23 protein-coding genes are annotated in these 26,042 nt (G+C 40.6%); 13 read left to right on the top strand and 10 right to left on the bottom strand.

Annotated elements, in window-relative coordinates:
* Positions 1 to 121: 121 nt before the first annotated feature.
* Entirely contained in the window at positions 122 to 3,007 is a 2,886-nt protein-coding gene (locus QL229_RS13930; RefSeq protein WP_135926588.1) for an insulinase family protein, read from the top strand.
* Between the two features lie 49 nt (positions 3,008 to 3,056).
* On the opposite strand, the gene QL229_RS13935 is transcribed toward QL229_RS13930, so the two are convergent.
* A complete protein-coding gene (locus tag QL229_RS13935; protein WP_138556550.1) occupies positions 3,057 to 4,439 on the bottom strand; it encodes a Na+/H+ antiporter NhaC family protein in 1,383 nt (460 codons plus the stop codon).
* A gap of 287 nt (positions 4,440 to 4,726) precedes the next feature.
* Between QL229_RS13935 and QL229_RS13940 the strand changes: the two genes are divergently transcribed.
* A complete protein-coding gene (locus QL229_RS13940) occupies positions 4,727 to 5,131 on the top strand; it encodes an NUDIX domain-containing protein (RefSeq protein ID WP_138556549.1) in 405 nt (134 codons plus the stop codon).
* A gap of 3 nt (positions 5,132 to 5,134) precedes the next feature.
* Positions 5,135 to 5,626, top strand: coding sequence for a GNAT family N-acetyltransferase (locus QL229_RS13945; RefSeq protein WP_138556548.1), 492 nt, complete (start codon positions 5,135 to 5,137; stop codon positions 5,624 to 5,626).
* On the opposite strand, the gene QL229_RS13950 is transcribed toward QL229_RS13945, so the two are convergent.
* Genes QL229_RS13950 through QL229_RS13960 form a run of 3 tightly spaced genes read right to left on the bottom strand, consistent with a single transcriptional unit; the run spans position 5,609 to position 9,110 of the window.
* Complete coding sequence (locus QL229_RS13950; RefSeq protein ID WP_138556547.1) at positions 5,609 to 6,220, bottom strand: PqiC family protein; 612 nt, start codon at positions 6,218 to 6,220, stop codon at positions 5,609 to 5,611. The two genes, QL229_RS13945 and QL229_RS13950, sit on opposite strands and share 18 nt — an antisense overlap.
* A complete protein-coding gene (gene pqiB, locus QL229_RS13955; RefSeq protein WP_135926593.1) occupies positions 6,220 to 7,875 on the bottom strand; it encodes an intermembrane transport protein PqiB in 1,656 nt (551 codons plus the stop codon). Before pqiB ends, QL229_RS13950 begins: the two co-directional genes overlap by 1 nt.
* Positions 7,872 to 9,110 (bottom strand): paraquat-inducible protein A, encoded by a 1,239-nt coding sequence (locus tag QL229_RS13960; protein WP_138556546.1) that lies wholly within the window; start codon positions 9,108 to 9,110, stop codon positions 7,872 to 7,874. The genes pqiB and QL229_RS13960 overlap by 4 nt, the downstream gene beginning before the upstream one ends.
* A 138-nt stretch (positions 9,111 to 9,248) precedes the next feature.
* Between QL229_RS13960 and QL229_RS13965 the strand changes: the two genes are divergently transcribed.
* Positions 9,249 to 10,022 carry a transporter substrate-binding domain-containing protein gene (locus QL229_RS13965; RefSeq protein WP_249930177.1) on the top strand — a complete coding sequence of 258 codons (774 nt, stop codon included), beginning with the start codon at positions 9,249 to 9,251 and terminating at the stop codon, positions 10,020 to 10,022.
* On the opposite strand, the gene QL229_RS13970 is transcribed toward QL229_RS13965, so the two are convergent.
* The gene (locus tag QL229_RS13970; protein ID WP_138556545.1) at positions 10,011 to 10,811 is read right to left on the bottom strand and encodes a thioesterase family protein; all 801 of its coding nucleotides are present in this window, start codon (positions 10,809 to 10,811) and stop codon (positions 10,011 to 10,013) included. The genes QL229_RS13965 and QL229_RS13970 overlap by 12 nt on opposite strands.
* Before the next feature lie 239 nt (positions 10,812 to 11,050).
* On the opposite strand from QL229_RS13970, the gene dnaK reads away from it, so the two are divergent.
* Both dnaK and dnaJ read left to right on the top strand, forming a co-directional pair.
* Positions 11,051 to 12,973, top strand: a complete 1,923-nt coding sequence (gene dnaK / locus QL229_RS13975) for a molecular chaperone DnaK (RefSeq protein WP_135926596.1) — start codon at positions 11,051 to 11,053, stop codon at positions 12,971 to 12,973.
* 183 nt (positions 12,974 to 13,156) lie between these two features.
* A complete protein-coding gene (gene dnaJ, locus QL229_RS13980; RefSeq protein WP_135926597.1) occupies positions 13,157 to 14,293 on the top strand; it encodes a molecular chaperone DnaJ in 1,137 nt (378 codons plus the stop codon).
* Positions 14,294 to 14,368: 75 nt separating this feature from the next.
* On the opposite strand, the gene QL229_RS13985 is transcribed toward dnaJ, so the two are convergent.
* Positions 14,369 to 15,499 (bottom strand): HlyD family secretion protein, encoded by a 1,131-nt coding sequence (locus tag QL229_RS13985; protein WP_138556544.1) that lies wholly within the window; start codon positions 15,497 to 15,499, stop codon positions 14,369 to 14,371.
* Positions 15,500 to 15,502: 3 nt separating this feature from the next.
* Positions 15,503 to 15,847 carry a DUF3302 domain-containing protein gene (locus tag QL229_RS13990; RefSeq protein ID WP_135926599.1) on the bottom strand — a complete coding sequence of 115 codons (345 nt, stop codon included), beginning with the start codon at positions 15,845 to 15,847 and terminating at the stop codon, positions 15,503 to 15,505.
* A 467-nt stretch (positions 15,848 to 16,314) separates the two neighbouring features.
* Here QL229_RS13990 and ybaK point away from each other — a divergent pair, with 467 nt between their 5' ends.
* The 3 genes from ybaK to QL229_RS14005 all read left to right on the top strand — a co-directional run bounded on the left by ybaK (position 16,315) and on the right by QL229_RS14005 (position 19,253).
* Positions 16,315 to 16,776 (top strand): Cys-tRNA(Pro) deacylase, encoded by a 462-nt coding sequence (ybaK, locus tag QL229_RS13995; RefSeq protein WP_135926600.1) that lies wholly within the window; start codon positions 16,315 to 16,317, stop codon positions 16,774 to 16,776.
* Between the two features lie 119 nt (positions 16,777 to 16,895).
* A complete protein-coding gene (locus QL229_RS14000) occupies positions 16,896 to 17,378 on the top strand; it encodes a DUF3015 domain-containing protein (RefSeq protein ID WP_135926601.1) in 483 nt (160 codons plus the stop codon).
* Between the two features lie 33 nt (positions 17,379 to 17,411).
* On the top strand, positions 17,412 to 19,253 hold the full coding sequence (locus QL229_RS14005) for a DUF4105 domain-containing protein (protein WP_249930176.1): 1,842 nt from the start codon (positions 17,412 to 17,414) through the stop codon (positions 19,251 to 19,253).
* Here the strand turns inward: QL229_RS14005 and QL229_RS14010 are convergent.
* From QL229_RS14010 to QL229_RS14020, 3 genes are all read right to left on the bottom strand, one after another.
* On the bottom strand, positions 19,250 to 20,506 hold the full coding sequence (locus tag QL229_RS14010; protein WP_138556543.1) for a Y-family DNA polymerase: 1,257 nt from the start codon (positions 20,504 to 20,506) through the stop codon (positions 19,250 to 19,252). The two genes, QL229_RS14005 and QL229_RS14010, sit on opposite strands and share 4 nt — an antisense overlap.
* Positions 20,494 to 20,907: a translesion error-prone DNA polymerase V autoproteolytic subunit gene (umuD, locus tag QL229_RS14015; RefSeq protein ID WP_054552219.1), complete on the bottom strand. Its 414-nt coding sequence runs from the start codon at positions 20,905 to 20,907 to the stop codon at positions 20,494 to 20,496. The genes QL229_RS14010 and umuD overlap by 13 nt, the downstream gene beginning before the upstream one ends.
* 63 nt (positions 20,908 to 20,970) lie before the next feature.
* A complete protein-coding gene (locus tag QL229_RS14020; RefSeq protein ID WP_138556542.1) occupies positions 20,971 to 21,405 on the bottom strand; it encodes a MarR family transcriptional regulator in 435 nt (144 codons plus the stop codon).
* Positions 21,406 to 21,516: 111 nt separating this feature from the next.
* Here QL229_RS14020 and QL229_RS14025 point away from each other — a divergent pair, with 111 nt between their 5' ends.
* The 4 genes from QL229_RS14025 to QL229_RS14040 all read left to right on the top strand — a co-directional run bounded on the left by QL229_RS14025 (position 21,517) and on the right by QL229_RS14040 (position 26,012).
* Positions 21,517 to 22,290, top strand: a complete 774-nt coding sequence (locus QL229_RS14025; protein WP_138556541.1) for a siderophore-interacting protein — start codon at positions 21,517 to 21,519, stop codon at positions 22,288 to 22,290.
* A 67-nt stretch (positions 22,291 to 22,357) separates the two neighbouring features.
* Positions 22,358 to 23,353 (top strand): LLM class flavin-dependent oxidoreductase, encoded by a 996-nt coding sequence (locus QL229_RS14030; protein ID WP_138556540.1) that lies wholly within the window; start codon positions 22,358 to 22,360, stop codon positions 23,351 to 23,353.
* A gap of 172 nt (positions 23,354 to 23,525) precedes the next feature.
* Entirely contained in the window at positions 23,526 to 24,482 is a 957-nt protein-coding gene (locus QL229_RS14035) for a patatin family protein (RefSeq protein WP_135926606.1), read from the top strand.
* A gap of 120 nt (positions 24,483 to 24,602) precedes the next feature.
* The gene (locus tag QL229_RS14040) at positions 24,603 to 26,012 is read left to right on the top strand and encodes an alanine/glycine:cation symporter family protein (protein ID WP_138556539.1); all 1,410 of its coding nucleotides are present in this window, start codon (positions 24,603 to 24,605) and stop codon (positions 26,010 to 26,012) included.
* Positions 26,013 to 26,042 lie beyond the last annotated feature (30 nt).

The raw sequence follows: 26,042 nt of genomic DNA on the forward strand, positions 1-26,042 counted from the left end.
CATTGCTTTTTCACAATGTGTTACAAACTTTTAGTGTTAGTCTGTTAAAAAGCATTGAATTGCGGCTGATGAAAACTCATCATAAATAAAAATTGATTCAATATCTAATGGATACATAATAATGAAAAAAATAATGGGCCTTAGTGCAATCGCATTTGCTGTATTAGCTGGGTGTTCTTCAACATCTACTATGACTTCATCTACAGCTAATAGCAGCCTTATACCTGATTCTTTGGTTGTCAGTCCAAATGATGCCCGAGAGTATAAAACACTAAAACTAGATAATGAGATTGATGTTATTTTAATCTCAGATCCGAGTGTAGAAAAGTCAGCAGCTGCACTTAGTGTTGGTGTCGGTTTACTACACGACCCTATGTCGCAACAAGGTATGGCACATTATCTAGAACATATGCTTTTCCTAGGTACAGACCGCTATCCTGATACCAAAGGTTATAGTGATTTTATGACCAAAAACGGTGGTGCGCACAACGCATACACTTGGTTAGATATCACTAATTATATGTTTAAAGTAAATAACGATGCCTATGATGAAGCATTAGACCGTTTTTCTGACTTTTTTAAAGCACCTAAGCTTTACCCTGAATACACTGATAAAGAAAAAAATGCGGTTAATGCTGAATGGTCAATGCGCCGTGAAATGGACTTTTTTGGACAATTTAAATTAGCACGCAAGATGATGGGAGACCATCCTGCAAACCGTTTCTTAATTGGTAACCTAGAAACGCTAGGTGATAAAGAAGGCAGTGATTTACATAAAGAAACGGTTGCTTTTTATAATAAATACTATTCATCTAATATCATGAAAGTGGCGATGATTTCTAACCGTCCGCTAGCTGAAATGGAAGCAAAAGCTAAACAGTATTTTGCAGATATCGAAAATAAACATATCGAAAAACCAACAGTAACAGATAAACTTGATTTTGATAAAGCCGGTGGCAAACGTGTTTACTATTCGCCAAATGAAGACGTCAAACAATTACAACTTGAATTTACGATAACCGATAACAGTTCACAGTTTGCAGTTAAACCTAATCGCTTTGTGTCTTACTTGTTAAGTAATGAAATGCAAGGCAGCCCGGCACAAATATTACGCGATAAAGGCTGGGTATCACGTTTATCTGCTTCTGATTCACCTACACAATATGGTAACTACGGCAGCTTAACAGTAAGTATTGAACTAACTGACGCCGGCATGCAAAACCGTGAAGAAATTGTTGCTATGGTAATGCAGTATATTGCGTTAATTAAAGAGCAGGGTGTTGATAGCAAGTATTTTAATGAAATTCGTACTTCGTTAAACAATGAGTTTCAATTTCTTGAAAAAGGTGATGAGTTTGGCTACGTAAGTAACCTTACTGATAGTATGCAAAAGTTCCCAGTGAACAACGCAATTAATGCACCTTACTATTATGCAAAGTTTGATGCTGACGCTGTGCAAAACGTGCTTTCACAGTTAAACGAAGAGACGCTACGTATTTGGTATATTTCAAAGCAAGAAGAGACAGACTCGCAGCTACATTTTTACGATGGTAAATATCGTATTGAAGATATCAGCGACGAAGAAGTTGCAAGCTGGAATAAACCAAGCGAATATGCTTTAGCTTTACCTACTGTAAACCGCTTACTGCCAGAAAGTTTTGCTATTAAGACCGCGGAATTTAAACAGCAAGCACATCCTAAACTGGTCTTTGATAAGCAAGGTGTCAAAGTTTGGCGCCAAGCAAGTCAGCAATTTGCTGAGCAACCTAAAGGGCTTGTTGAAGTTTACATTAACACACCTGATGCATTAGTTGATGTAAAAGCACAGGTGCTTTACTCAATTTGGGCTGATCTGTATAACTTAGAGCAAAGTAAATTAAGCACTGAAGCGGCTGTAGCAGGTATGAGTTTGGGGTTACAGCCAAGCAATGGTCTTATATTATCACTGAGTGGTTTTACTGATAAGCAGGACGTATTATTGGCTCAGGCGCTTGAAAATCTTACTTTAAATGTATCAGAAGATGGTTTTGCACAAGCGATTGACCGTTATAAGCGTGATTTACTAAATCAACAAAAGCAATTTCCTTTCTATCAAGCATTTGGTGAATATTCTAAGCTAACACGAAGTGGTAAATTTGATACCGAAACCTTAATTGCGGCGGCAGATACGCTAACCCTTGCTGATTTTACTGCTATTAAGCAATCAACTCTTGCTGCAAATGATTTACGTGTATTCACGTTTGGTAACTACAACCAAAATGATGTTGAATCTATTGCTAATAAGCTAACAGCTATATTACCTAAGGCTCATAAATCTACTGAGTTTGCTCGCAGCAAAGCATGGTTGCCACAAATAGGTGAACGTATTGTATTGCAAAAGGATATTGATGTAGCTGATGTAGCGATTATCGATATGGTTGTTCATCCAACACCGGGTTATAAGCAAAAGGCTCAAGCGCAAGTGTTACAAAGCCACTTCAGAACGATTGCTTTTGATAAGCTTCGTACCGAAGAGCAGCTTGCTTATGCTGTTGGTGCGTTAGCCCGTCCGATTGAAGATTACTCTGCACTAGGTCTTTATATCCAAACACCAGTTAAAGGCCCTAAAGAAATGCAAGAACGCTTTGATGAGTTTAAAAAGCAATACGCAGTAGAGCTTGATAACATGACAGAAGAAACATTTTCACAACTTAAAAATGCAACGCTGGTATCTTTAAAAGAACAACCTAAGAATCTAAGTGATGAAATGTCACCACTTATCACAGATTGGTATCGTGAAAACTTTAACTTTGACTCTAAAGAAAAGCTTATTGCTGAAGTTGAAAAAGTAACCTTGGCTGATTTGAAAGATTATTACAAGAAAACTATGCTGAACAGTGAAGCACCACGCTTGAACATTCAAATGCGTGGTAGCAAGTTCGCTGATAAGCCATTTGCAGATCTTAAAAACCAAACAAAAGTTGAAAACTTAGAAACTTATTACAAAGGAATTAAATTCCAAAAGTAACTTATTAGTTGATAAACAAAAGCCCAAGCAATTGCTTGGGCTTTTTAATTTAGGCGATGAGCAAAAACCCTATAAATGCAGCGGTTGCCGCCAGTAAGGTGTAAGGTAATTGAGTAACCGCATGGCTGACTAAGTCACACCCTGAGCCTTGTGCAGCAAGTACTGTGGAGTCAGAATAAAAGCATGCTTGACTACCAAACGATGACGCCGACAACAAAGCACCAATTACAAGAGGAATGTTGGCATCAATTGCATAAGCCAGTGGCATCACAATTGGAATAGTTACTGCGAAAATCCCCCAGCTAGAACCCGTTGCAAAAGCAAGTACTGCCATTGCTAAAAACACCACGGCAGGTAGGTACTGTGCTGTCATGTAAGGGCTTAAAGTATTAATGACATATTGCGGAAGCATTAATTGGTCACAAACATCTTTAAATATAAAGGCCGCAACGACAGTACCAATTGCTGGGATCATACTTTTAAAACCATCTAACATACGCTCCACTAGTTCTGACAATGTCATTAGTTTTTGCAACATATAGAACGGTAACACCACAGCAAAGGTTGCAAGCAATCCTTTATATACGTCAATGTCGAAATAAACAGTAAACGCAACAAGTAAAATAATCGGCACTAAAAAGTTATAGAGTTTGCCATTGGATGCTGCTGTTTCAAAGTTCTCTTCTGCGGCTTTAACTGCGTATTCATCCGCTGTTTGTACATCGGTGTATTGGCTATTTGAGATCTCGATTTGATTATTCATTGCACGTAGTTGTGCCTTTTTCATCGGCCCAAAAGCAGGGATCATATTTAAGCTGACAAGCAATACAACAAGTACGGCAAACCATGCGTACAACATATAAGGGATTGCTTCGATGTATACGGCAATACCTTGGCCTTCTGCTGCAACATTATTATCGACTAATAGGCCACCAAAAAATACCGCCCATGTAGAGAGTGGTACAAGCACACAGATAGGTGCGGCAGTTGAGTCAACAACATAAGCTAGCATTTCGCGGCTAATTTTAAACTTATCGGTGATACGCTTCATGGTTTCACCAACCGTTAATGCATTGAGGTAATCATCGATAAAAATAATCACACCTAACACAAAGGTCATTAGCAAAGATGAGCGTTGACCTTTGGCAAACTTCAACGCTAATTCAGCAAATGCACTTGCTCCACCGGTTCTTACCAATAAGGCAATCAAGGCACCAAACCCGCCACAGACTAAAATTAGCCAGGCAATGGTTTCATCCTGCATCACTTTTAACGATATATCAGCAAAGTTTGACAGTATAGCTGTTGGCCCAAGCATGGCTAAACCAAACAAAGCTCCAACAAGTAAAGATAAAATAGGGCGGCGTAAAAACACGGCCAAAACAACCACCAATACTGGCGGTAGTAAACTTAACGCAGAAGGTTCTTGCATTATATTTTTCACACAGTTAAGCAATGCGAGATTGCTTACAGAAATCCGAAGTCTATCGACTCAAGTAACTGCTTTACGCGAACACACTTTTATGGACCCAGTAGGGAAAGTGCCTGCGTTGGCTGGCGCCAGACAGTATAGAGGGTATACTGCTTTTGTTTTGCCCAAAACATCGAAAGAAAAATAATCTTGAATATAAATTTAGTCAATAAGAATTTTTATTGCGATGGTAATTATTTTACACTCTTCAACGGTGTTACTTTTTTAATTTAATTAAGCAAGGGTTTATGGCATTTTCAGATACATACAGACTCAGTAGTCACGCGGTTATAACTAACAACCAAGGTCAAGTGCTATTACTTAAAGCTAATTATGGTCAAAAAAGTTGGGGGTTACCTGGCGGGGCTTTAGATAAAGGCGAAACAATTCACCAAGCGTTACTTCGCGAATGCCAAGAAGAGCTTAATTGTGAGGTAGATATCGCTTATTTAAGTGGTGTTTATTATCACACTGCATTTAATTCTCATGCGTTTATTTTTCGAGCATATCTGCCTAATGATGCCCAGCTTGTGTTGAGTAATGAGCATACTGAGTATGCTTATTTCGCCATTGACGAGCTCTCAGCAGTGCAAAAAGAGCGTGTTTTAGATTGTCTTAATTTTACCAATGATGTGGTAAGTAAGGTATTTTAATATATGACAGATATATATTTACGAGCTGGCCAGGCTGATGATGCGGCATTTATTGTTGAGCTTTTGAACCAAGCAACATTTTTAGAGCATATCGGAAATAAAAATATAAATACACCAGCACAAGCAGAGCATTATATTCAACAAACGTTTATAAATAGTCACCAGCAATATGGCTTTGGTAGTTATATTGTCTGTTTAGCTGATGGTACACCGGTTGGTATGGTGGGGCTGTTTCAGCGTGATGCATTAGCTATTCCTGATTTAGGGTTCGCGTTGTTAGCCAACTATGAAGGCAAGGGCATTATTACGTTGGCAGCTAGGTTGTTGATGGCCAAAAAACACGTATTAGATCTTGGAGTGCTTGCAGCAATAACCTCGCAAACAAATATTGGCTCGCAAAAGGTACTACAAAAACTAGGCTTTGAGTTTATAGGCGATGTCATCATTAACGATGACAATCAGCCACTTAAACTCTTATTAAATAGCAAGCTTTGACACTTCGTTTGCAACTTGTTTGTTAACCTTTAGCCAAGTTGACTCAAGTGTGGCTACAAGTCCCTCGTAATCACTTGCTTGTAAAGGTGTAAGCTCATTGAAGTAATTGACCGCCTTCAACTTTCTGCCAGATTCAGGAGTTGTATAGTACAAGCGCCAAAGCCCTGCAATGTTGGCATTACCTTGCTCATCACCGTTAAAGTGATGTAGCTCATACTCTAATTCATAAAAGCTTTGCTGGTCTAAATCGGTTATTACAGGTAAGCCTTTTATTACCATCCAATTAGCAAGCTCAGTGTAAAGTTGTTGATGAGCACTGGCAGTTAACATCAAATCAGGAGATTCACTCCATAAATGATAGTTAGCAGCATTCACTCTGTTGTTATCAAGCACCATGGCGATACCACGATTATTTAGCGCACCACGTAACTTTACTGTGTTAATTCTGAGCTGAGCTTGGGTATTCTCCGCTAAGCGTTGCATTGCCACTATCGGCTGCGAAAATTGATAATACTCAATGGTTGAGAATGAAGTTTGACTACAGGCCGAAAGTAACAGCACTGATGCAATTGAAGCACAGAGTTTAAAGTTCATTATTGTTTCCTCGGCGTTGGATCAGCAGGTAGCTCTTTATCAAAGATCAACATATTCGGTTGCTGGTTTAAACCACGTGTAAGTGGCTGTAGCTCTTCACTTAAACGTTTAAATTCAGACAAGGTTGTTTGTAATTGCTCATGGAATGTTGATCCTTGTTCGTAACTTGCCATAGTTTTTTCAAATTGCTTCATTGTCTTATCGAACTGTTGCATGCTTTTGGTCATCTCAGCAAAGTTGCGATTAATATCACCCGGTAAGTCTTGAGTATCTTGTTTATTAAGCAATTCACGCATGTCATGTGCAAGTGCTTGGTATTCTGCAAAGGTCGTTTGCATTTGTGCCAAACTGTCTTCGATTTTGAGATTATTGACTTTATTTAATACATCAGAGACTTGATCAGCAATGACGGTAATTCCACTTGAAACACTCGGGAATACTGTATAGTCAGCAATAGTTGTTAATTCTGCAGGTTCAGCATTATCATAAATGTCCAAGTCCACATACACTGCACCTGTTAATAAGTTTCCTGGCTTTAATGAGGCTCTTAAACCACTTTTAATCCAGCCATCTAAACTTGACTGCCAGAACTCTCTGGCTGCAACATTATCATGGTAGAGTCTTCCATACTCAATTTTAATCAGCGCTGGCACTGCAGTGTTATCGACTCTAAAGTGGGCTGGTTTGCCATTTATAATGACATTTGCAGGTGCTTCAACAACAGTACCGATGCGCATCCCTCGATATTCAACTGGCGCACCAGGACGTAATCCACGAATTGATTGTTCAAAGTCAATTAGATAATAATCAAAGTCATAAAATCGCTCTTCAAGAGCAGCTTTGTAGCTATTACTTAGTGAGAAGCTATGGCCATTTGTGGCAATTTCCCCTGGTTTCTGTTGCTCAGGAATACCAACAGAAATCCCTCCTTTAAGTAACTTACTCAAAGAGCCCGTATTGACATTAATACCATCGGCAGACAAATCAATTTGTATACCTGAGTTAACCCAAAAGATAGAATTAAGCGTGATCAGGTTTTGATAAGGCTCATTAATGAAAATACCATATTTCATGGCTTGATTTTTCCAATCAAAAGTAGCCGTTTCTATTTGCCCTATTTTGTAATCCTTAAAATAGATACCTGTACTCACATCGAGCACTTCAGCGTTATAGCCATGGAGGATAAAGCGACCTCCTTTTACATCATTGGCAATTAGCGCAGGTTCATCTTGTAGTTCAAATCGCTCGGATGTTTCTTTACTTTCGCCTGGAGCAAACTCCAGATAAACACCCGACAATAGGGTACTCATCCCACTAATACCGGTATCATCAATGCGAGGTTTAACAACCCAAATTTTCGCATCATCCGTTAAAAGGTCTTCATAGTGTTTATCTATTTGTGCTCGTGCAATTACACTATCTTGTTCATCTGAGAGTCTTACATGGTCAATTTGACCGATTTTTACACTGCGTACCTTTATTTCTGTTTTGCCTGCGATAATACCTTCAGCATGGGGCATTTTGATAAAGATTGTTGTACCTTTATTTGCTTGGTATTGATACAGCATCCATGCGCCGATGAATAAAGCGATTACAGGAATAATCCAGATTGCCGATATGTTTGGCGCTGTTTTTATATTTGCTTTTTCGCTCATGCCAAGGTCTCTTGTTTTACTTTATTTAAGTTATTAGGGGAATCCCACAATAAACGTGGATCAAATGCATGGGCTGCCAGCATCTGGCAAATCACCATTGTTGTAAAGAATATAGTACCTATACCAGGCGTTACTGACATCAAATTTCCTAACTGTACTAAGGCTACTAAAATTGCCACAACAAATACATCGATCATTGACCATTTTCCAATAAATTCAGTTAATTGATAAATTCGTGTGTAGCTTTTGGTTTGTCTGTTTGCCGGCTGCATCACCATAAAGCATAAAAAACTCAAAATGAGAGCTTTTGCAAGTGGTACGACAACACTCGCTAAAAAGATGATCATTGCGATAGGATAAGAACCACTATTCCACAAGATCATCACCCCACCAATTATGGTTGAGGGGGTTTCATCACCTAGGCTAGTGGTGTACATGATTGGGTAAATATTTGCAGGTATATAGCAGGCAACGGAAGTGATCAGCCATGCTGCCGCTTTTTGTACACTAAAAGGGTTACGAGAGTATGTTTTTGATTCACACCGAGAACAGATTTCACTGTCGCATAGTTGACCACATACATGACAAGCCCTAAGGCCTTGGTCGATTGCACGAGTATTCGGCTTGATTTGCTCTATAAAAACAGGCTCTTTGAGTTGATACCATAGATTTTGTTTATTGAGCTTAGCAGTAGTGGCAATATAACTAATAACAAATGCGCCATAAGCCCAAAAGCTCACACCAAATTCAATGTCAGCCATCGACATTATTTTTACCATACTGACCATGACACCAATTAAAAATATTTCTGACATAATCCAAGGCTGCAGTGCAAATGTTGTTTTTAAGAGCCTTTTCCCCCATTGATAAGGGAGTATCTTAAGTAACCCTAAATGTAATGGGATTATCAGCACAAGCAGTAACATAGGTAAGCCTATGATGCTGATATCTATGAATAATCCTAAAAAGTCATTGTCGTAGTTAAACAGAATACGTGCCGCATCAGGTAAGGTTATAGTTTGGGTGATGCCACTGCTTGAAAAAGATAAAAACGGGTAAAACATGCTACTTAACAGCATTAAGATCGCACTTAAGCTCAGCGCTACGACAGCACTATCTTGATTTGCTTGCGAAGAAGACAGTTTGGTTTTGCAATGAGGACAAACCGCTACTTGTTTCGCACTTAAATGTGGGATCTCAACGACAAGGTCGCAGCTAGGACAGGCTGTTTGCAAACTTAGGGTCTCATAAACAAGAACTTAGTTTAGTTTGCATCAATAACTCGATAAATTCAAATGCACCCTTTCCTAAAATAGGCTAGAATTTACGCAAGGCGCATAGATTAACTATGCAACTGTCTATTAAGGTGTGTAGTGAAACATTTTTTTATCCTTTTGTTGTTTGTAAGTTGTAAGGGGCTATGTTTATCAGAGGAAGCTGGAGAAGACCCTATTGTTGTTGCAGCCAGTTCTTATCTCCCTCCTTATGTTATTAAAGATAACGACAGTGGTATTCAATTAGAAATATTAAAAGCAGCGTTTAAATCTCAAGGGATCAGTAACATTGTTGTGCAATACATGCCAAACAAGCGTGTAGAGCAGCAGTTGCTGCAAGGAAAAGTTGATATAGCTTTAAATTTCGCTTCTGGAGCGAGTACTAATATTTACCAAAGTGAACCACTATTACGCTATCAAAATGTAGCGATAAGTTTGGCTGAACAAAATTTAAAAATAGACAGCATTTATGATTTAGCTGGTAAAAGTGTGCTGGGTTTTCAAAATGCGACCAATTTTATTGAAGCACCTTTCAAATCGGTGACACGTATACTTCGTTCTTATGATGAGGTAGTAAACCAAGAAGCACAAGTTGACCATTTAATGAAGGGATGGGTTGACGTTATCATTCTCGAAAGACGTGTTTTTTTATATTATCTTGAGCAATATAAGCAGACAGCCGAAATAAAACCTTTCGTCGTGCATCCAATATTTAATGAAGCACCTCGACCTGCATTTTTCAATAGTGAAGTTTTAAAGGATACCTTTAACACAGGTCTAGGCCAAATTGTAGAATCTGGCGAATATCAAGCGATAATTCGCCTTGATGGCACTGAATATGCGCAAATAAGCAGCCATGAATTACGCAAATAAAGCAACAGTTTGGCGGCTTAGTGCGATGAGCTTGCCATCATCACTCCAAATACAGCCATCTTCAAGACCGTAACCATCTTTACTATGATGTGTAACAGCTTCATAGCCAATCCAAGCATCATCAGCGATGTTTGGCTCTTCAACAAACTCGATATACCACGACATGCTACTGGCTGGGGCTGGCTGTTTATACATTTGTAATAGGGTAGGCGGCCATGCATCCGTAAGGGCAATGATATGCGCTTCGCTCATGTGTTCTGGTTTATGTTTAAATTTCATCCAGCCGCCTAAATGTGATGTGTCAGCGCCAGAAAATGGCATATTTCCGTCTTGTAAGCATAGTGCGACGTGCTGGAAAAATGCCGGCATTAAACCTTCTTTATAAGGCAGAGTAAAACGTTCGTCTACTGGTTTAAGCTGCATGCTTTTTGACACATCTACGCGTACTGCTGATTCTCTATTAGCGCCAAAACAGGCTTGTGTGATAACACAAACATCGCCATTTTGAATTACTTTAGCAAGTACTTGCGCACTGTTTTTACCTTCGCGTAAAACTTCAACATCGATTGAAAAGTCGCAGTCAGCGATTAACGGACCAACAAAGTTAGTGCTTAAAGATAGTAAACGACGAGAGTTGTCGATATGTTGACGAATTGCTTGATATAATAAAGCTGCTGATAAACCACCAAACGCAGTGCGACCTTGGCACCAGTTTTCTGGAAACTGCATTACTTTTGTTTTGTCTTTGCCAAGTTCTGTTGCTATGGCGAGTAATTGATCAAAATGCATAATTTTCCTTAACATTTATTGCTATGGACAAGGTTATAGCACAGCTAAAGTCATCAGACCAGTTTGTTTGTATTACTAGAAGTGTTAAAAACCCCCTCTTTTTGAGGAAAAAATACCCATTTGGAAAATATTTCAAAAAAAAGTAAATTTTTTTCATTTTTACAGTTGAATTCAGTTTCCTGCACCCCTATTTACTAGTCATCGAACGTTTTAACGAATTTTGAAGTTGGAGAAGATTCATGGGTAGAATTATTGGAATCGATTTAGGTACTACTAACTCTTGTGTAGCAGTACTAGACGGTGATAAAGCACGCGTTATCGAAAACGCGGAAGGCGATCGCACAACACCATCGATCATTGCATACACGCAAGACGGTGAAACATTAGTTGGTCAACCTGCAAAACGCCAAGCAGTAACTAACCCAACTAACACATTATTTGCCATCAAGCGTCTAATTGGTCGTCGTTTTGAAGACGAAGAAGTACAACGCGATATCGGTATCATGCCTTTTAAAATTGTAAAAGCTGATAACGGTGATGCATGGGTTGAAGCGCGTGGCGAAAAACGTGCTGCACCACAAATTTCAGCAGAAGTGCTGAAAAAAATGAAAAAAACAGCAGAAGACTTCTTAGGTGAGCCAGTAACAGAAGCAGTAATCACAGTACCTGCTTATTTCAATGACTCACAACGTCAAGCTACTAAAGATGCTGGTCGTATTGCTGGTCTTGAAGTTAAACGTATCATCAATGAGCCAACAGCCGCTGCACTTGCATACGGTATGGACAAAAACAAAGGTGAAAACGTTGTTGCTGTTTACGACTTAGGTGGTGGTACTTTCGATATCTCTATCATCGAGATTGACGAAGTAGAAGGCGAGCACACGTTTGAAGTTCTTGCAACTAACGGTGACACTCACTTAGGTGGTGAAGACTTCGATAACCGTGTTATCAACTACTTAGTTGAAGAGTTCAAGAAAGATCAAGGTATCGACCTTAAGAACGACCCACTTGCAATGCAACGTGTTAAAGAAGCTGCTGAAAAAGCGAAGATTGAACTGTCTTCTGCACAGCAAACAGAAGTTAACTTACCGTACGTGACTGCTGACGCAACTGGTCCTAAGCACATGAACGTTAAAGTTACTCGTGCAAAACTTGAGTCTCTTGTTGAAGACTTAGTAACTAAGTCAATCGAGCCACTTAAGCGTGCACTAGCTGATGCTGATTTATCAGTAAGCGACGTAAATGACATCATCCTTGTTGGTGGTCAAACACGTATGCCTCTAGTACAAAAAACAGTTGCTGAGTTCTTTGGTAAAGAGCCACGTAAAGATGTTAACCCAGATGAAGCAGTTGCAGTAGGTGCAGCGATTCAAGGTGGTGTACTTGCTGGTGACGTTAAAGACGTACTACTACTTGACGTATCTCCGTTATCACTAGGTATCGAGACTATGGGTCAAGTAATGACAGCACTAATTGAGAAAAACACGACGATTCCTACTAAGAAATCGCAAGTATTCTCAACAGCTGAAGACAACCAATCAGCTGTAACGATTCACGTACTACAAGGTGAGCGTAAGCGTGCAAGCGATAACAAATCTCTAGGTCAATTTAACCTAGAAGGTATCCGCCCAGCGCAACGTGGTACACCTCAAATCGAAGTAACATTCGACGTAGACGCGGACGGTATCTTACACGTATCTGCTAAAGATAAAGATACAGGTAAAGAGCAGAAGATCACGATTCAAGCTTCTTCAGGTCTAAGTGATGAAGAAGTAGAAAAAATGGTTCGTGATGCCGAAGCACACGCTGAAGAAGATAAAAAATTCGAAGAGCTAGTAGCTACACGTAACCAAGCTGATGCAATGGTTCACGGTACACGTAAGCAAATCGAAGAAGCGGGTGATGCATTACCTGCAGAAGATAAAGAAGCAATCGAAGCTGCGCTTACTGAGCTAGAAGCGGCGATTAAGAGTGATAACAAAGAAGAGATTGAAGCGAAAACACAAGCTCTTGCTGAAAAATCACAAAAGCTAATGGAAATTGCGCAAGCGAAAGCACAACAACAGCAAGGTAGTGCTGATGCAGGTGCACAGCAATCTTCTGCAAAACAAGACGACGATGTTGTTGATGCAGAGTTCGAAGAAGTGAAAGACGACAAGTAATTGCTCGTTTCGCTTCTGCCTAACGCAATAATGGCTGCTTTGTTTAGCCAATTAAGTTAGGATGAAATGATTGAGGCGCGCCAGCGATTTCGCTTGACGCGCCTTTTGCATGTATATGAACGGTAAAGTCGTTCGACTTACCTTACGCAGTGTAACTGCAGTAAAAAGAGTAGTGTGATAGATATGTCAAAAAGCGATTATTATGAAGTTCTCGGCGTGAGCAAAGATGCCAGCGAACGAGACATAAAAAAAGCGTATAAGCGCTTAGCGATGAAATATCATCCAGACCGTACCGCAGGTGATAAAGACCTTGAAACTAAATTCAAGGAAGTAAAAGATGCCTATGAAGTACTAACTGATCCACAAAAACGTCAGATGTATGATCAATACGGCCATGCAGCCTTTGAACAAGGTGGTGGTGGTCATGGCGGTGGCTTCGGCGGCGGTCATGGTGATTTTGGCGATATTTTTGGTGATGTGTTTGGAGATATCTTTGGTGGCGGTGGTCGTCGACAATCGCGCCAACAACGTGGGTCTGACTTACGTTACAACATGGACTTAAGCCTGGAAGAGGCGGTTCGTGGTAAAGATGTTGAAATTAAAGTGCCAACTTGGGTTAGCTGTAAACCATGTGACGGTAGCGGTGCAAAAGCGGGTTCTAAACCAAAAACCTGTACTACGTGTCACGGTGCTGGCCAAGTACAAATGCGCCAAGGTTTCTTCGCGGTTCAGCAAACATGTCCTACGTGTCAGGGCACAGGTCAAATTATTTCTGACCCATGTGACAGCTGTCATGGTCAAGGTCGCGTAGAAAAAACGAAGACCTTATCAGTTAAGATCCCAGCAGGTGTTGATACAGGTGACCGTATTCGCTTATCAGGTGAAGGTGAAGCGGGGATGCATGGCGCACCGGCAGGTGACTTATATGTACAAGTGTCAGTACGTGAGCACCCAATCTTCCAACGTGATGGTAACAATCTGTACTGTGAAGTACCTATTGGCTTTACAACAGCTGCACTGGGTGGCGAAATTGAAGTACCAACTTTGGATGGTCGCGCAAAACTGAAGATCCCTTCAGAAAGCCAAACAGGCAAAATGTTCCGTATGCGTGGTAAAGGCGTTAAGTCTGTTCGTAGCGGCGCACAAGGCGACTTAATCTGTAAAGTGGTTATTGAAACACCGGTGAACTTAAATGACCGTCAACGTGAATTGCTTGAAGAGCTTGAGCAAAGCATGGGTAAAGATGGCTCTAAAAACCGTCCAAAAGAAAAAGGTTTCTTTGACGGTGTGAAGAAATTCTTCGATGATCTAACTAAGTAACTCCTAGTTAAGTAACTTGAGTTAGATAGTAAAAAGGCGCTAATCAGCGCCTTTTTTTACGCTTCAATTTTGAGTTTAGTGATCTAAGAATAAGTAGTTTTGCCAGCTTTTCATTCTGATCAACACCTTACGCATCACAGAAACATGTTCAAAATGTTCTGAATAAACAGCTACTTCAGTGCTTGTTCCTTGTGGCAGATGATATTCACTCATGTCGTCAGTGATTTTTAAAGTAACAATTGCGCGGCCTTGACGGGCAAAAAATTCAGTGCCCATCAGTGTGCCTTGTGCTTGTACTTGTCCCTCACCAATTGCGGGTAACACATCGATTACTTCGCCAGCGAAGGTTTTGCCTGGAATTGCTTTAAAGATAAAGTCAGCTTTATAACCAGGTTCGAGTCTTAATAATGAATTTTGTCGAAATGCCGCAACATAAACAGTGTCTTCTTTATGCACAAAGGTCATTACTGGTCGCAGTGGCATAGGCACGGCAATCATCCCCGGACGTAATGTCAGTTGTGTGACATAGCCGTCGGTGGGTGCATGCACACTAGTGCTGTCTAAGTTAAATTGGGCTTGCTCTAAATTAGCGCGAGCGGCGGCTATTTTTGTTTGTTCGCCGTTAATTTCTGACTCAAATGCTAGTTTCTGACGTAACTCTTCGGCTTGTGCTGCTTCGTAACTTGCTTTTGCCGCTAAATACACCCCTAATTTATTATCAACTTGACCTTTTGAATAGGCGCCGCTTTTTGCGCCTTTTTCATAGCGTTCGTATTCTTTCTTACTACGGTCATATTCAGCTTTAGCCATCAGCGCACTGGCTTGTGCTGATTTATAGGCAGCTTCTAAACCAAGTACCGATTGTTTTGCATCTTGTAAAGCTGCAATAGCTTGATTTAGTTTTGCTCGATATAAGGTGTCGTCTAGGCGAAACAATAAGTCGCCCTTTTTAACTGGTTGATTCGGCTTTACCGCAACTTCTTCTACTGTACCACGCACATTTGGCACAATCGGCGTTGTAACATACGCACTACTCGCCATATTTGAATGTGGGTGGTTATAGTTCATTAATAGAATTAATGCGCCGATCAGTACTACACCACCAAGAACAGCGGTTGGTACTGTCCATTTGTTAAGGGGGATTTTAAAGAGTTTGAAGATGCCAATGCACAATGCTGTATATGTAAGTATTAATAACAAATCCATATTCTATTTCTCTTTATTATTCGATTGAGCATTAATTTGTGCTTGTAGTGCTGCCACTGTGGCTGTCAGGCTAGCCACTTTCTCAGCTAAGTCTTCTTGTTCCTTTTGAATTTGGTTAAAACCCCAGCCGCGGTCATCACGCCACAAGGTGGCCCAAACCCATAAAAATGGCCATAGTACGTGTAGGGTAAATAGGCTAACCCAGCCTGCATAATGGATGGCATCTTGGTGGGGGTGATTACGTTTTTTGGCAATTTCGTAGGGAATATCGTGAATGGCTATCACACCATAAAATATTACGACGGTCACAAACACTAGCATGGCTAGTGCAAAGTAGTCTAAAAACATGTAGTTTCCTTTCCTTAACTAATACTGAATTCATAATACGTTATATTTTTTTAATTCCTAGTGGGTATTTTCAGATTCAGTTTAGTACTACGTAGTAATCATTTTCAGCTAGGCATCGGCATAATATGACATCGTCCTTAAAGGTTGTTTCTTGGATCTGACCTTTTTCTATTCCTAGTGTTTTGCATTTACTTTGGCAATCTATAAACGCGGTCCATGCTATGTATTCATTGCAAACAAAATTAATTGAATACAAGAGTGTGATGATGATAAAACATTGTTTCGCCAAATAGAGACTAATGTGTTTTGACATAGTTGCCACGCTTTATCAATTGCTCATACTTTAAGTGTAGCTTATCAGTGTGGTTTTTCGGGATATTTACTATGCAAAGCCTGTATTTTCTTACTATGCCAAGTGCCCAAAGCTTTGATAAAGTTCAGGCGCTTTATTGTTAAAGGAACTTTTAATGACACCTGCAATCAATTTATTAAAAAACAAAGGTATTTTTTATGATGTGCTGAGTTATCATCACGATCCTGCACATACCCAATTTGGCCTTGAAGCGGTTGAAAAGCTTAACTTGCCCGCTGAGCAAGTGTTTAAAACTTTAGTCCTTGAAAATGCCGAACAACAGCTTTTGGTTGCAGTAGTCCCTGTGAGTCAACAGGTAAATATGAAGATGCTTGCTAAGGCAGCAAAAGTAAAGAAAGTAACTATGGCCCCTCAGCAGAAAGTAGAAAACACAACTGGTTATATTTTGGGGGGAGTCAGTCCGCTTGGCCAAAAGAAGCGTTTACCTACTTTTATTCATCAATCTGCAATAAATTTCGATACTATCTATGTCTCAGCCGGTAAGCGAGGCCTTGAAATTGCGCTTAAGCCCCATGACTTGTGTAGTCTATTAAATGCTAGATTGGTTGATTTTTGAACATTTAATGTAACTAATTTTACTTTTTTTTAAAAAAGAGTTTGTCCTTAATCTGAATCTAGCTAAGCTAATAATGCGTTATTAATTCGAATAACGATTTATCTTAAAGGATTCAGGATATGAAAAAAATTATTGCTATTTCTGCACTTTCTCTACTTCCACTTTCAAATGCAATGGCTGATCAAGACATCGGTTGTGGTTTAGGTTCAATGTTATTTGCTGGTCAACAAGGTAAAGTTGTTAAAGTTCTTGGTGCAACGACAAATGGTATTTCAGGTAACCAAACATTTGGTATTACATTTGGTACTTTAGGCTGTAACGGTAATGGTACAGTGACAGCTTCAACTAAGGTTGCGACATTCATTGATGGCAATATGGAACAACTTGCACGTGATATGTCACGTGGCGAAGGTGAAACACTTGATACGCTGGCTGAAGTATGGGGCGTTCAAGCGCAAGATAAAGCAGCATTTAATAAGTTAGTACAGACACAGTTTACTAACGTATTCACATCAGAAAATGTGACATCTCAATTAGTTTTAGAGAACCTTAATACGCTTGTTGCTAGCGATGCGCAACTTGCTACTTACACACTATCTTAATCTAGCGTGTACTTTTTAAATATAAAGCCCTTAATGGGCTTTTATTCTATTATGCGTGGTATTTTACTTTCTTCTTGTTTGTTATTCAGCTGTTTAGCATATTCAACAACACCGACACTCGAAATAGCTCACCATCCTTATTGGCTTAAGCTGGGTCATTATAATCAGCCTTTTTTTTCTATGTATGAAAGTGAAGTGGATAGCTCAGAATTTTTCTTTTCTGAGGTGGGAAAAACAGACCCTCATGCAGAGCTTTTAGCGACCATAGCGGCGTTTAAAAGCGATGATGATAACCAAGCAAAGTGCCGTTTTCCTGCTCGCTATAACTGGCTAAAAGAACATTTCTTTACAAATTGGCCTGCACTTTCTTGCCCTGAAATTGAAACATGGCAACAGCTTATCAACCCAAAAGGTATGACTCTAGTCTTCCCGACCGCGTTTATGAATGATCCGTCCTCGATGTTTGGTCATACTCTATTACGTATTGATGCGAAGGACCAAACCCGCAGTAGAGAGCTCATCGCTTTTGCTGTTAACTTTGCTGCAGAGCCTGATGTTACTGATAATGCCGCTTTATATGCTTTAAAAGGTATTATTGGTCAATATCCAGGTAAGTTCACTTTAATGCCGTATTATCGCAAAGTCCGTGAATATAATGACTTAGAATCTCGTGATATATGGGAATATAAACTCTCATTATCTGATCAAGAAATTCAGCGTGTGTTATTACATTTATGGGAAATGCAGTGGGCCACGTTTGATTATTTTTTTGTTGATGAAAACTGCTCGTATCAGCTGTTAGCATTACTGCAACTTGCACGAGATAATTTATCTTTAACTGCTCCATTTTCTTCGCATGCGATCCCATCAGATACGGTTGCAGCTCTTAAGCAACATGGATTATTACAGCCGCCTCGATACCGTGCTGCATCGGGCACGAAATTGATCAATTATGAAAGCCAACTCACAGAGCAGCAGGTTTACCTTGCTCGTTTACTGCGTGATGGAGTAGCGTTAGATGAATTATCGCTCGCACCTGAGCAGGCTGTGCCTGTCCTTGAGATGGCGTATGAGTGGTTAAATTACCAATACTATGATCAAGGATTAGCACGTGATGCAATTGCTCCTCGATTAACAAAGCTGTTGCATCAACGCAGTCAATTCCATGTAGTTTCGCCTTTCAAGCCTGCGCCAAAGCCTCGAGTGAGTCCTGATAATGGTCATGGCTCTAGTCGTGTTGGTGTAATATTTAATGATTATGAGCATACCGCTAGTCGGTTCGGTTTAACATATCGTGTTGCTTATCATGATTTACTTGATAATCCCGGTGGTTTTATTCCTGGTGCGCAAATTAGTTTTTTTGACTTAGAGGTAAACCAAGATAGTAACGAGAATCTTCATCTCGAGCGTTTGCTTTTAATTGATGCAATGTCATTAGCACCTGACAATGGCTTATTTAATTCTTGGTCATGGAATGTTCGTGCTGGGTTTGACCGTCAACCAACACAGACGAAGCGAGAAGGTCGTTTGTTTTTACAAGGGGGCTATGGCAAGTCTTTTGGTGATGCATCACACTTGCAAAGCTATTTGCTTGGCTCATCAGTTGTTCAATCAGGTGATTTGATAGATTCTGTGTCGTTTGGGCTAGGAAGCGAAGCAGGTGTTATTTGGCAAGTTACCGATTCACAAAAGCTTGCTTTGAGTGGTCAGGCTTTTTGGCTGATGAATGAACCAAGTGTTGATTATCAGCTAACGTTTTCTGCTCATTGGCAAATAGCGTTGGCTCAGAATTGGGGGCTTAGAAGCTCAGCTATTTATCAAGATTGGCAGCGTTCTGAACAGCAATTTAAATTGCAGCTTTTCCATTACTTTTAGCAGTGTATTTTTGGTAGGTTATGCCAGCGAGTAGTGTAGTGCGGTGATAAATACTCTCGCTTCATATGCCAACGAGTGGTTGTGGTTTCGCTTGCAAGGGCAAGCGTCCCAACACCGTAACGAGCATTTATTTTGTCTAAACATTTCATTAGGCTTGGGTTATCGATAGGTGCTTGAAATAAATCAGGCTGCTGAAACATTTGGCTCGATAACTCTAGCGCACCGATACCACATTTGTAAAAGGGTACGCCGGGTTTATATAAGTGTTTAAAGACTTCGCTGATAGCGTTAGCAAATACACGGCTGTCGGCTGTGGCAACACTAAACTCATAAATATAGGACTTTTTATAATAGCCATCTTGATGAGGTGAGCTGGCGACAAACATTAATAAACGTTGTGTGAGTGACCCTTGTGTGCGTAACTTACGGGCAACAATAACGGCGTGATTAATAAGTGCGGTTTTTAGCGCTGTGGCATCGGTGATACGTTCCCCAAAACTACGGGTCGAAAATATCTCTTTTTTATCTTGGCGCACGTCATCCCATGCTAAACAGCTTTTACCACGTAACTCGTTTACTGTACGCTCGAGTACAATACTGAACAGGCGTTTCATTTTTCGAGGCTCTTGTTCGGCTAAATCAAAAGCAGTATTGATATTCATCGCTTTGAGCTTTTTAGCTAAGCGTCGACCAACCCCCCAAACATCTTGTACATCCATGGCTTTTAAAATGGCTATTCGTGACGCTTCTGAATCAATCACTGCTACGCCATCAAAGCCCGATAGTTTTTTTGCTGCATGATTGGCGGCTTTAGCAAGGGTTGCCGTTGGGCCAAAACCCACTCCAACAGGCAGTTTTGTTTCGCGCCATACGGTACGGCGAATATGATGACCATAACTATGCCAATCATTAACAAGCTTGTTGAAACCTGTAAAGTTTAAAAACGACTCATCAATAGAGTATATGTGCTGATTATCGCAAAAGCGGCCAATCACGTTCATCATCCGTTCGCTTAAATCCGCATACAGCTCATAGTTAGATGAGCGGATCACCACTTGGTTATCTTCGAGTAATTGTTTTACCTGAAAATAGGGCTGAAACTTTGGAATAGCTAGCTTTCGTGCAATAGGACACACAGCACAAATACAGCCATCATTGTTGGTGAGTACCACTACAGGTTTACTGCGAATAGCTGGATCAAATACTTTTTCGGCACTGGCATAAAAGGCCACCGCATCGACTAAGGCGTACATGCTAATAGCTCTTTACTACTGCGATGTAAGCGAATTGAGCGGGTGACCACGCCTTCTAATTGAAATTCATCAGATTGACGTAGTTGCACTGCAGGGTATTTAGGCGAGGCTGATAATAACTGTGCATTGTGTTTATCTAGTAGTTTACAAACAAATAAACCATTTAGATTCGCCACGATGACATCGCCATTTTTAACGTCTTCGGCGCGATCAACCAGTAATAAGTCACCATCAAAAATCCCCACACCTTGCATTGATTCGCCAGAGGCAATACCAATAAAGGTTGCATCAGGGTGTTTAATCAACAGCTGATCTAATGATAGGCCAAGCTCTTTGTATTGTGCTGCTGGTGATTCAAAACCACACACGCCAGCTTCGATATAAATAGGAATAACGCGCATAACAAAACCACTATACTGTATGTTTGTACAGTATAGTGGTTTGTGGTTATCTTGCCAATAAGATCACGGCGTGTTGTGATTGATATTTTCGATCATGGTTGTGGCAATAGCGATAAAATCACGTACTTGCTGATCAGTTAAGCCTTGGCAAAGTTTGGCATCAACCTCTTGCTCAGCGACTTCTAAGCGCGAGAACAGAACGTTACCTTGTTCAGTAAACGATAAAATTAAACAGCGCTTATCATTTTCGTCAGCACATTTAGAAACCAGTTCAAGTTTTATAAGCTCTTTTACTAAGCGTGCTATTTGTGCTTTATCACGTCCTGTTTTGGTAACAATATCATTCGCGGTACAGTGCTGTGTTTCGGAAATGATATGTAAACAGCGTACATGCAGCGCATTAAGACCAAGCTCGTTGGCGTTAATGGCTTCGCGTACAGTGACGCGATAACTTTGTGCCAGTGTAAATAAAGCAGAAGAAAGCGAGGTTTGTGGCATGGTTCACCTAAGTTCAGTTGGCGGAGTTAGTTGACAAAGTCAATCAAAAGCGTATAGTTGACTATATCAACTATTGGGGCGTTGTGCAATTTAACCAGCTAGGAGACCAACATGGCTAGAAAAGTTCGTCGTGCAAACGTAATAAGTACTACACGTATTTCCCCGCATCTACAAAGAATTGTCGTTGGCTCAGACGAGTTTGCCGATTTTCCACAAGACGCAAAAGGTGCGTACGTAAAGGTACTACTTCCTCATGCCGGTGAATCTAAGGTTGAACTTGATTTACACGCTGAACACCCAGCATTAATGCGCTCTTACACGATTCGCGAAATTAACCCTGCTAACGGTGCAATTACCCTCGACTTTGTGGTTAACCAACATCAAGGTGTGGCAACTAACTGGGCACAAAATGCGAGAGTTGGCGACGAGGTAGGTATAGCAGGCCCGGGCCCTAAAAAACTCACAGACTTCACGCAAACACATTATTTAATGCTGGCAGATTTAACCTCTGTAAATGCAATCAATGGCTATTTACAAGCGCTGCCGCAAGATGCCACTGTCGATGTCATTATTCATGTTGCGGATAAAGCCGACATCATTGAACTTGAGCAAATTAAAGCACACAGCCAACATAGTGTTGAATGGCTAGTTACAGATGAGCCAGAAACCGATCTACTCGACCAAGTAACACGCTTATGTGCTGGCTATAACACGCAACCTATGGTGTTTATGGCACTAGAAGCAAACTTGGTAAAAGCAATTCGCCGTTTAGTAACAAGCAGTTTTGCGATTGACCATGAACACATTGTTGCATCGGCCTATTGGAAGCATGGTATTGATGCTGATGGCCTAAAGGTGGAAAAACAGCAACAAAGCCGTGCCTAATTAGCATTTGAAAAATAGCCATTCGCTCTCATTAACTAATTATAAAGAGTTAAATTTTGGAGAGCGAATGTCAGACCTTACAAATACACCTTTTTCATTGCTTGAATTAAGCCCAATGAAAGAGCACGAAACAGTTTCGCAAACACTCGCTAACAGTGTTACCTATGCGCAAACAGCTGATAAGCTTGGCTTTAATCGGTTTTGGATGGCAGAGCACCATAATATGCGTGGTATTGTGTGTGCAGCCACCTCAGTACTGATCGGCCATATAGCAGGTAAAACTCAGAATATCCGCGTAGGTGCGGGTGGGGTGATGCTACCTAACCATCCACCGCTGGTGGTTGCTGAGCAATTTGGCACCCTTGAAAGCTTATATCCGGGAAGGATTGATTTAGGTCTAGGCCGTGCTCCTGGTAGTGATCCAATTACCAGCCGCGCACTGCGCAGAGACGAGCAAAGGGCAGAACACTTTGCAAATGAAGTGACAGAGCTGCAAGGTTTACTTGGCCCATATAAAGGTGACTCTCCAGTACGCGCAATCCCAGGTGAAGACACTAATGTACCAATCTGGTTACTAGGCTCAAGCCTTTATAGTGCACAGCTTGCAGCTAAAAAAGGCTTGCCATATGCATTTGCAGGGCATTTTGCACCGCGCTTTGTTGAAGATGCCATTGCATTATATCGCAGAGAATTTCAACCATCTGACGTGTTAGATAAGCCATATGTGATGCTTGGCTTACCTGTTGTTGCAGCAGACACAGACGAACAAGCACAGTTTTTAGCAACCACAGCAAAACAACGTATTTTGGCACTTATGCGTGGCAAGCCACTTTGGCTAAAAGAGCCAGTTCAAACTATGGAAGGGTTATGGACAGCACAAGAAAAAATGCAAGTAGAGAGCTTTTTAGGGCTTTCAGTTGTTGGCGGTCAAGCGAGCGTTAAGCATAAGTTGAGTATGATTAAACAAACGCTACAGGTTGATGAGTTCATTTTTACTAATGACCTGTATGAATTGAGTGACAGGCAGCATGCGCTGGAAATACTAGCAAGTATTATGAAATAAACAGCTATTGCACTACTTGAGCGCGTGATTAGTCGATTACGCGCCTTTAAAAAACTTGTTACTTATTTAATAAACGGTTTTTTAGATTGAAGTAATTTAATTATTCCGTTTTAAGGATTGAATTTAACTTAATACAATACATTTATTAATCATAACCCTAGGAAGGTGCACCGTGAAATCTCAAACAATTGCCGCAGTAGAGCCACAAACAAAAACAGCATTAATCGCTGAGGGTGGTGGGCAACGTGGGATTTTTACCGCAGGTGTACTCGATGCATGGTTAGAAAATAATTACGATCCATTCGATTTATTCATTGGTACATCAGCTGGTTCACAAAATTTAACGAGTTATTTAGCGCGTCAAAAGGGCTACGCAAAGCGTTTAATTAGAGGTCTTTCGCGCCATAAGCGTTTCTTTCAACTTGGCCGAGGTCTTATCGGAAAAAGCATCGTTGATCTTGATTGGTATTTTGAAAAAACCAAAGAAGTAAACCGTGCCCTTGATTTTAAAACCGCGACTCAAAGTTTAGGTAATCGCGAACTATTGATCACAACCACAAATGCAGCAGATCGTAAACCGTATTACTTGAGCCCAAATGGAGAAGATACGCAATGGTTAGCACTGTTAAAGGCATCAAGCGCTTTACCGTTTTTGTATAAAGATGGTGTGAACTTAACGCCTTGGATGACAACCAAAGCGGCTAATGATGCTATTATTCAAAGTTCGAATACTGATTTAGTTCATGATATGTATTTAGATGGCGGCTTAGCAGCACCTTTGCCAGTTAAAGAAGCTTATAATCGTGGTGCACGGGACATTGTAGTAATTCGTACCGTTGACCAAGATTTTCAAATTCAGTCGGAGTGGGTGAATAAATTTAAATCATTTGTTCGCGTTTCTGGCTATTGCCCTAAAACAATCGATTACTTAGTTCAGCATGAACAAGCTTATCAAGACGAACTCGACTTTATCGCTAACCCACCAAGTGATGCGCGGATCACGCAAATTTTTGCAGGTGATAAACTACGCAGTAAGTTGCTGGGTAGTACAGATTCAGATCTGCGCTTTGATCACAAATTAGGCTTAGCGGCAGGTCGTGCCTTTTTACAGCAGCAACTGCTAAATTAGTCGGTAGCATGCACAGTTAATTAATCCCATTGCCTACTTGAGATATTCGTAAATAAAGTTAAAGTGGTTAGCTATTCACTTTTTGTGATTTTTTATCTAAAAGAACAATAAAGGCTTGCCATGTTTAACACTGCGGTATCGACAATAAATGGTCTTCTCTGGGGAGAAGGCCAAATTCTTATTTATATTCTACTGTTTGCTGGAATTTGGTTTTCGGTACGCTTAAAAGCAATTCAATTGGTTAAGTTTCGCCATATGTTTAGCTTGTTAAAGTCGAGTAGCAGCACCGATAAAAACTCAATCAGTTCATTTCAAGCTTTATGTACTGGCCTTTCTGCACGAGTAGGCACAGGAAACCTTGCAGGCGTTGCCGTAGCAATTTCGTTAGGTGGCAGTGGCGCAATATTTTGGATGTGGGTCATTGCCATTTTGGGCATGGCTACTGGCTTTGCAGAAAGCGTACTCGGGCAAGTGTATAAAGTCAGGGATGCCAACGGTGAGTTTAGGGGTGGGCCTGCTTATTATATCCAGCAAGGGCTAGGCAGCAGAGCACTGGCGGTGTGTTTTGCTTTTTGCCTGTTTCTTGGTTATGGCTTTACCTTTAGTGCCATGCAAACAAATACCATAACTGATGCCCTCAATTACGCATTCGAAATTCCAACATTGTATTCAGGTATTGTGATCACAATACTGGCAGGCTCAATTATTTTAGGTGGCTTTAAAGCTATAGCCCGTTTTGCTGAACGTATCGTGCCAGTGATGGGGATTTTATTTGTTCTAGCCGCCATCATAATTACTTTACTAAATATCGGCAAAGTCCCTGCCATGATTGAAGATATTTTACTGTCGGCTTTTGGCTTACAAGAAGCAGGCGCAGGAGCTATGGGCGCAGCAATTAAAAACGGTATTCAGCGCGGGCTTTATTCGAATGAAGCGGGTGCCGGTAGTGTGCCACACGCATCAGGCTGTGCATCACCAGTACCCAATCACCCGGTCACTCAAGGCTACATTCAAATGCTAGGGGTGTTTTTCGACACTATTGTGCTGTGTAGTTGTACAGCCGTCATTATTCTATTAGCTGATATTGATATAAGCGGCGAAATGGAAGGAATACGTTTAACTCAATCTGCGATGACAGCACACATGGCCGCTGGTGGCATTTACTTTGTAGCGGCTGCGATTTGTTTATTTGCGTTTACTTCAGTGGTTGCAAACTATGCCTATGCAGAGAGTAACCTGCATTTATTTAAGCTAGATAATAAACTTGGTCGAGGTATTTATACCAGTTTATATTTATCAATGATGATTTGGGGCGCCTCGGCGACCATTAAACAAGTATGGGATCTCGCTGATATAGCACTTGGCCTAATGACAGTGGTGAACGTTATCGCTATCATACGCTTAACGCCAACTATCTTATCTGTTACTAAAGACTACCATAGTCAACGAGAAGCAGGACAAGAGCCTAGTTTTGATTCTGATAAAGTAAAAGTACAAGGACAAACGGAACTGGGCATTTGGCGAAAATAACCGATAACAATAACCAAAAAGCAGTTGCAC

The sequence above is a fragment of the Pseudoalteromonas sp. PAR1 genome (assembly GCF_947311895.1).
Classification (GTDB): Bacteria; Pseudomonadota; Gammaproteobacteria; order Enterobacterales; family Alteromonadaceae; genus Pseudoalteromonas; species Pseudoalteromonas lipolytica_C.

Excerpts from the sequence above, each read along its gene's own strand:
- QL229_RS13930 (WP_135926588.1), top strand. The coding sequence starts at position 122 with ATGAAAAAAATAATGGGCCTTAGTGCAATCGCATTTGCTGTATTAGCT.
- QL229_RS13935 (WP_138556550.1), bottom strand. The coding sequence starts at position 4,439 with ATGCAAGAACCTTCTGCGTTAAGTTTACTACCGCCAGTATTGGTGGTT.
- QL229_RS13940 (WP_138556549.1), top strand. The coding sequence starts at position 4,727 with ATGGCATTTTCAGATACATACAGACTCAGTAGTCACGCGGTTATAACT.
- QL229_RS13945 (WP_138556548.1), top strand. The coding sequence starts at position 5,135 with ATGACAGATATATATTTACGAGCTGGCCAGGCTGATGATGCGGCATTT.
- QL229_RS13950 (WP_138556547.1), bottom strand. The coding sequence starts at position 6,220 with ATGAACTTTAAACTCTGTGCTTCAATTGCATCAGTGCTGTTACTTTCG.
- pqiB (WP_135926593.1), bottom strand. The coding sequence starts at position 7,875 with ATGAGCGAAAAAGCAAATATAAAAACAGCGCCAAACATATCGGCAATC.
- QL229_RS13970 (WP_138556545.1), bottom strand. The coding sequence starts at position 10,811 with ATGCATTTTGATCAATTACTCGCCATAGCAACAGAACTTGGCAAAGAC.
- dnaK (WP_135926596.1), top strand. The coding sequence starts at position 11,051 with ATGGGTAGAATTATTGGAATCGATTTAGGTACTACTAACTCTTGTGTA.
- dnaJ (WP_135926597.1), top strand. The coding sequence starts at position 13,157 with ATGTCAAAAAGCGATTATTATGAAGTTCTCGGCGTGAGCAAAGATGCC.
- QL229_RS13985 (WP_138556544.1), bottom strand. The coding sequence starts at position 15,499 with ATGGATTTGTTATTAATACTTACATATACAGCATTGTGCATTGGCATC.
- QL229_RS13990 (WP_135926599.1), bottom strand. The coding sequence starts at position 15,847 with ATGTTTTTAGACTACTTTGCACTAGCCATGCTAGTGTTTGTGACCGTC.
- ybaK (WP_135926600.1), top strand. The coding sequence starts at position 16,315 with ATGACACCTGCAATCAATTTATTAAAAAACAAAGGTATTTTTTATGAT.
- QL229_RS14000 (WP_135926601.1), top strand. The coding sequence starts at position 16,896 with ATGAAAAAAATTATTGCTATTTCTGCACTTTCTCTACTTCCACTTTCA.
- QL229_RS14005 (WP_249930176.1), top strand. The coding sequence starts at position 17,412 with ATGGGCTTTTATTCTATTATGCGTGGTATTTTACTTTCTTCTTGTTTG.
- QL229_RS14010 (WP_138556543.1), bottom strand. The coding sequence starts at position 20,506 with ATGTACGCCTTAGTCGATGCGGTGGCCTTTTATGCCAGTGCCGAAAAA.
- umuD (WP_054552219.1), bottom strand. The coding sequence starts at position 20,907 with ATGCGCGTTATTCCTATTTATATCGAAGCTGGCGTGTGTGGTTTTGAA.
- QL229_RS14020 (WP_138556542.1), bottom strand. The coding sequence starts at position 21,405 with ATGCCACAAACCTCGCTTTCTTCTGCTTTATTTACACTGGCACAAAGT.
- QL229_RS14025 (WP_138556541.1), top strand. The coding sequence starts at position 21,517 with ATGGCTAGAAAAGTTCGTCGTGCAAACGTAATAAGTACTACACGTATT.
- QL229_RS14030 (WP_138556540.1), top strand. The coding sequence starts at position 22,358 with ATGTCAGACCTTACAAATACACCTTTTTCATTGCTTGAATTAAGCCCA.
- QL229_RS14040 (WP_138556539.1), top strand. The coding sequence starts at position 24,603 with ATGTTTAACACTGCGGTATCGACAATAAATGGTCTTCTCTGGGGAGAA.